Genomic DNA, 1,583 nt, shown 5'->3' on the forward strand with positions numbered 1-1,583 from the left:
AGCAAGTGGTAGCGGCAAGCAGGGTGGGGATCATCAGAACACCGAACCAACCGACATAAAGACGGTTGTTGGTGGAGGTGACCCACTCACAGAACTGCTGCCAGCCGTTAGCGCCGGAGCGCTGCTGGATGGTGGTAGTCATGAGAACGGATAAAGATGCCGAAAGGACAAGTCCTTAAGGCGAAGAAAAACTGGACTTAACCAGTGAAGAAAATTTAATTGAGTTGTGTTGCTTTGTGTTGCCCTTGGTATTGCTGCTCGTCATCACCCCCATAAGCCCAGCTAATTAATGGCCTGATCGCTGGGGTGCTCATAGCGTTAGGGAGATGCAAGCAAGTCGGCGCTTATTTCTGAAGCTGCTAGCAACCACGGCCGTGAGTCGATGGTTGCTTGATGGCGTTCATGCAGCCGCTCACAAAAAAAGCTCCGAAACAGTGGTCAGCTCGGAGCGAGGGGATCTTCGCCTTGCCTTGATCAGTGATCTCAATGGTCCTTATGGGTCGACCCACTACAGCGCAACCGTTGGACAAGGACTTGATCTGCTGTCTCAACTGAAACCAGATCTGGTGCTTTGCGCCGGCGACATGGTCGCCGGCCAGAAGATCAGCCTGACGAATTCCCAGCTTGAGGCGATGTGGAGCAGCTACCAATCCACGATTCTCAATCCGCTCCTTCAGAAGGGGATTGGAATGATCCCAACGATGGGCAATCACGATGCATCCAGCCAAAGATCAGGCTCTCGCTACGTTTTTGCGAGAGAGCGCATCCAGGCAGCGAGCTTTTGGGAACGTCAAAAAAACCAGCTTGGGCTGCAATTCATCGACGCCAAGGATTACCCCTTCCAGTTCAGCGTTAGGCAGCCTGGCTTGTTCGTAGTCGTGATGGATGCCTCTTCCGCCACCGTGGATCGAGGGCAACAGCGCTGGCTTGAGCAAGCCCTGGCCTCAGAGTCCAGATCTCCAGACGATTGCTGTTTGGTGATGGGACATCTCCCACTGACCGCCGTCAGTGTTGGTCGAGATCGTGCCGGTGAGTGCATCGAAGACGCCATGCATCTCACCGATTTGATGCAACGTCAACGGGTGGACCTCTATCTCTCAGGCCATCACCATGCCTGGTATCCAGGCGAACTCAAAGGACAGCGTGTCCTCAGTTTGGGTGCCATGGGAAATGGACCTCGTCGGTTGCTAGGTGCCCAAGACAAATCCGATCCGAGCCTCACGCTCCTGGATCTCTTTCAAGCCACGAAAACCGTTCGCGAAACCACATTCAGCTTGAAAACAGCGGAGCCGATCAGCCCTGACTCCCTACCAAGGCAGTTGAGATCAAAAGCATTCCCAAGCTTGGATCGACGAAGCACGCACTGGTCCTACGGCTCATAAAAAAGCGTTTTAAACGCATCTCCTTGCCGCTGTCAGCGCTCTCCCTCCAAGCCAAAAAACCAGCCATAAAAACCGGGCACAAAAAAGCCCCCTCCTTTTGGGAGGGGGCTTTCTAGTTCAGTTGATCTGTAACTTTTAAGGGGTTCCAGATCAACCGATTGCAGGTGCTTGGAGAGCCACAGGTGTGGACTCAGCAGCTGC

Annotated in this window: 1 protein-coding gene and 1 pseudogene; one reads left to right on the top strand and one right to left on the bottom strand. The window is 53.7% G+C overall.

Annotation, left to right across the window (positions count from 1 at the left end; genetic code table 11):
- A pseudogene (locus tag SYN8016DRAFT_RS15145) lies at positions 1-142 on the bottom strand (photosystem II q(b) protein); the annotation flags it as partial.
- 184 nt (positions 143-326) lie between these two features.
- On the opposite strand from SYN8016DRAFT_RS15145, the gene SYN8016DRAFT_RS14215 reads away from it, so the two are divergent.
- Complete coding sequence (locus tag SYN8016DRAFT_RS14215) at positions 327-1,382, top strand: metallophosphoesterase (protein WP_006855125.1); 1,056 nt, start codon at positions 327-329, stop codon at positions 1,380-1,382.
- The last annotated feature ends 201 nt before the right edge of the window (positions 1,383-1,583 follow it).

The organism is Synechococcus sp. WH 8016, assembly GCF_000230675.1.
Classification (GTDB): domain Bacteria; phylum Cyanobacteriota; class Cyanobacteriia; order PCC-6307; family Cyanobiaceae; genus Synechococcus_C.